We start from the raw sequence: 4,961 nt of genomic DNA, 5'->3' as shown, positions 1-4,961 counted from the left end.
CCACCTCAGCGCCGCCATCGCCGCCGTCAACAGCCCCCACTCCCTCGTCATCTCCGGCGACCACAAAACCGTCACCACCATCGCCACCCAACTCCACGAGCGCGGACGCAAGACCAAAAAACTCACCGTCTCCCACGCCTTCCACTCCCCCCACATGGACGGCATGCTCGACAACTTCCGCAAGACCGCCACCCAACTGACCTACCACCCACCCAAGATCCCGATCGTGTCGAACATGACCGGCGGACCGGCCGACCCCGCGCAGCTGTCGAGCGCGGAGTACTGGGTGCGCCACGTCCGCGAAGCCGTGCGCTTCGCCGACGGTGTCGCCACGCTGGAGGCCGCGGGCGTCACGACGTTCGTCGAGCTCGGTCCCGACGCCGTGCTCAGTGCGCTGGTCCAGGACTCCCTGTCCGGTGGGGCGGCCGGCATGGCCGCGGTGGCGTTGCTGCGCCGCAATCAGCCGGAGGCGGCCGGCGTCACCTCCGGTCTCGGTCAGTTGCACAACCGAGGCGTCGCCGTCGACTGGGAAGCGTATTTCGCCGGAACCGGCGCCCACCGCGTACCCCTGCCCACGTACGCCTTCCAGGAGGAGAGCTTCTGGCTGAAGTCCGAGGCCTCCGCAGGTACGGGCACGTTCTTCGGCGCGGGCACGGGCACAGGCGCAGGCACAAGCTCGACGGGTCATCCGGTCCTGAATGGCGTGGTCGAGCTGGCGGAGAGTGGCCAGACGCTGTTCATCGGCCAGGTCTCGGCGGACACGTACGCAGGGACGGCCGACCGGGCGGTCGACGGCACGCCGGTTCTGTCTGCCTCCGCCGTGGCCGAACTCGCCCTCCACGCAGGCGACCACATCGGCACCGACACCCTCGACCACCTCACCCTCACCACCCCCATCCCCCTCACCACGCCCACACCCACCCAACTCCAACTCACCCTCGACCCCGCCGACGACACCGGCCGCCACCCCTTCACCCTCCACACCCGCCCCGCCGGAACCGAAACCCCCTGGACCACCCACGCCAAGGGCTTCCTCGCCACAGCCCCGTCGGCATCCGCGTCCCCGGCCGGTGTGGGCGCGGACGCCACGGCGCCGGTCGTCCGGCTGCCCGCCGACCTTCGGGCGGAGGTGTCCCGCCATGGGCTGCATCCCGCGCTCCTGGAGGCCGCGGTCGAAGCCGCCACTCCGGGCGCCGCGCAGCCGGGGACCGTCCGGGTCCCAGTCGAGTGGCAGGGGCTTCGGCTGTACGCGGTCGGTGCGACGGCCGTACGGGTCCGGGTCGACGCGATCGACGCGGACACCGTCGCCGTCGTGCTGTCCGACGAGACCGGGCAGCCGGTGGCATCGCTGGAGCGGCTCGCCTTCCGGGACGTTCCCGAGCGCGAGTTCAACGGTGCTACGAGCGCCCACCTGCCGTTGTACGAGATCGCATGGGAGTCTGCCGAGGTGCTCGGTGCGGCCGGGCCGGTGCGCTGGGGCGCGCTGGGCAGCGCCGCGGACTTCGACGCGCTGGACTTCGACGGCCTCGGCTTCGATGAGCTGGGTCTCGAGGGACTGGTCTTCGACGACGTGGGCGGGCTCGCAGCGGCTGTCGAGGCCGGTGCACCGGTCGACACCGTGCTGGTGCGCGCCGGCTCGGGCGGGGAAGACCTCAAGGAAGATCTCCCGGACGCCGCGGCCGCCGCTCACGCGGGCGCACGACGGGCGCTGGGCCTCGTACAGGAGTGGCTGGCCGACGACCGGCTCTCGGCCACCCGGCTGGTCGTCGGCACCCGGCGTGCCGTGGCGACGGAACCGGGTGCCGCGCCGGATCCCGCGGCGGCGACCGTCTGGGGCCTGCTCCGCGCGGCCCAGACCGAGGCGCCCGACCGAATCTTCCTGGTCGATCTGGATGATCCACGTGATCTGGATGAACCCCGTGATCCAGACGCCCGGAACAGCGACGGACCGACGGCTCGCGCCACGCTGCCCACCGCCGCCATCGCCGCCGGTGAGCCGCAGACGGCGATCCGAAACGGCAACGTCCTGCTGCCCAGGCTGCGCCGGTCCGGCGTCGCGGAAGCTGCCCAAGCTGCCCAAGCCGCGGAGAGCACGCCCTGGAGCGCGGACGGTACGGTGCTGATCACCGGCGGTACCGGCACCCTCGGCGCCCTCTTCGCCCGCCACCTCGCCACCCACCACGGCGCCCGCCACCTCCACCTCCTCAGCCGCCGCGGCGACCAAGCACCCGGCGCCACCCGACTCCACGAAGAACTCACCGCACTCGGCGCCCACGTCACCATCACCGCCTGCGACGCCGCCGACCGCCAGGCCCTCGCCGCCGTCCTCGCCGGCATCCCCACCGAACACCCCCTCACCGCCGTCATCCACACCGCAGGCACCACCGACGACGGCCTCCTCACCACCCTCACCCCCCAACGCCTCACCACAGTCCTCCGCCCCAAAATCGACGCCGCCTGGAACCTCCACACCCTCACCCGCCACCTCAACCTCCAGGCCTTCGTCCTCTTCTCCTCCATCGCCGGCGTGACCGGCGTGCCGGGGCAGGCGAACTACGCGGCCGCCAACGCCTTCCTCGACGCCCTCGCCCACCACCGCACCGCCCACGGACTGCCCGCGACCTCCACCGCCTGGGGCCTCTGGGCGACGGAGGAAGGCCGCGCACGCGGCATCAACGCCCATCTGGGCGCCGGTGCCCTGCAGCGGTTCGCCCGCGAGGGCTTCCGGCTGATCGATCCCGGGACGGGCACGGCCATGTTCGACACGGCGCTCGGTATCGAGGGACGGTCCCGGGCACACCTGGTCGCGCTGCCCGTGGATCTTGCCGCGATGCGTGCGTACGGGAATGTCCCCGCGATGTTCCGCGAGCTGGTCAAGGTCACGAACCGCCGCACCGCCCAGGCCGCGGCGACCACCACCGACACACTGGGTCAGCGCCTCGCCGAGCTGCCCACCGGCGAGCGGCACCGGCTCGTCCTGGATCTCGTGCGCACCGAGGTGGCCGCCGTCCTGGGCCGCTCCGGGCGGGACGGCGTCGAGGCCGACCGGCCCTTCGAGGGGCTGGGGTTCGACTCGATGACCGCGGTCGATCTGCGCAACCGGCTCAGCGCGGAGACGGGTGCACGGCTGCCGGTCACCCTTGTCTTCGACCACCCCACGCCCGCGGCGCTGGCCGCGTACCTGCTCGAACAGGTGGCGCCCGGCGATTCGGAGGCGGACACGCCGCCGGTCCTGGCCGAGCTGGACCGGCTCGAGGCCGCGCTCGCCGACGTGTACGCGCTCCCGGACGGGGACGGCGTTCCTACGCGCAACGCCGTGACCGTGCGCCTGCAGACGATCCTCTCGCGGCTGAGCGAGCTGAACGTGCTGAACGAGTCGAACGAGCGCAGGGCGGAGGGCGGGACCGGCGCCGCTCCCGACCCGGTCGACGTTCTCGAGTCGGCCTCCGCCTCCGAGATCTTCGACTTCATCGACAACCAGCTCGGCCGTTCCGCGAACTGACCACCACCGACGGAGACTGAATCCGCATGTCGAACGAAGAGAAGCTGGTCGACTACCTCAAGTGGGTCACCGCCGACCTCCAGAAGGCCCGTCGGCGGCTGGCCGAGCTGGAAACCGGTCGCCAGGAACCCGTGGCGATCGTCGGGATGGCGTGCCGCTATCCCGGCGGGGTGTCCTCTCCCGAGGACCTGTGGGAGCTGGTCGCGAACGAGGTCGACGGCATCACACCGTGGCCCACGGACCGGGGCTGGGACGTCGAGGCGCTGTACGACCCGGAGCCGGGCAGGGCCGGCAAGTCGTACACGCGCGAGGGCGGCTTCCTTGCGGACGCGGCCGATTTCGACGCCGGATTCTTCGGGATCTCACCGCGCGAGGCGCTGGGGATGGACCCGCAGCAGCGCCTCCTGCTGGAGACCGCCTGGGAGGCCCTGGAGGGCGCGGGCATCGATCCCATGTCGCTGAAGGGCAGCAACACCGGTGTGTTCGCCGGCGTGGTCGAGCAGAGCTACCTGAACCGCGAGGGCCCCGAGGAGCTCGAGGGCTACCTCATGACGAGCAAGCTGAGCAGTGTCGCATCGGGCCGTGTCGCGTACTCCTTCGGTTTCGAGGGCCCGGCGGTGTCGCTGGACACGGCGTGCTCGTCGTCGCTGGTGGCGCTGCATCTCGCGGTGCAGTCGGTGCGGTCGGGCGAGTCTGCGCTGGCGCTGGCCGGCGGTGTCACCGTGTCCGGGTCGCCGAGTGGATTCGTCGACTTCTCGCGGCAGCGTGGGCTGGCAGCCGACGGCCGGTGCAAGTCGTTCGCGGCCGCCGCGGACGGCACGGGCTGGAGTGAGGGCGTCGGTCTGCTCGTACTGGAGAAGCTGTCCGACGCACGGCGCAACGGACATCGGGTGCTGGCCGTGGTGCGCGGGTCGGCGGTCAACCAGGACGGCGCGTCCAACGGCCTCACCGCCCCCAACGGCCCCTCCCAGGAACGCGTCATCCGCCAAGCCCTGGCCAACGCCCGTCTGGCACCTGCAGATGTGGACGTGGTCGAAGCACACGGCACCGGCACGAAGCTGGGCGACCCCATCGAGGCCCAGGCCCTGCTGGCGACGTACGGCCAGGACCGACCCGCCGACCGGCCGCTGTACCTCGGCTCACTCAAGTCCAACATCGGCCACACGGTGGCGGCGGCCGGTGTCGGTGGCGTCATCAAGATGGTCGAGGCGATACGTCACGGGGTCATGCCCAAGTCCCTCCATATCGACGAGCCGACGGGGCATGTCGACTGGGAGGCGGGGGCGGTGACCCTGCTGACCGAGGCGAGGGCGTGGCCGGAGACCGGTCGAGCCCGCCGGGCGGGCGTGTCGGCGTTCGGCGTGAGCGGCACGAACGCGCATGTGGTGATCGAGCAGGCCCCGGCCGACGACACAAAACCGCTGGCCGCCCACGACACCACGCCCGTGCCGGTTGTCCC

General features: G+C 71.8%; 2 protein-coding genes. Both read left to right on the top strand.

Going from position 1 to position 4,961, the window contains the following annotated elements; all coding sequences use genetic code 11:
* A partial coding sequence (locus ABT078_RS42300; protein WP_351237780.1) for an SDR family NAD(P)-dependent oxidoreductase occupies positions 1-3,502 on the top strand: 3,502 nt, incomplete at its 5' end.
* 26 nt (positions 3,503-3,528) lie between these two features.
* Positions 3,529-4,961, top strand: a 1,433-nt coding sequence (locus ABT078_RS42295; RefSeq protein WP_351237778.1) for a type I polyketide synthase, incomplete at its 3' end; no start/stop codon positions are given.

This window comes from Streptomyces sp. NPDC002133 (assembly GCF_040296405.1).
In the GTDB taxonomy this organism is placed as follows: Bacteria; Actinomycetota; Actinomycetes; order Streptomycetales; family Streptomycetaceae; genus Streptomyces.
This window is presented reverse-complemented; position numbering and strand designations above follow the sequence as displayed.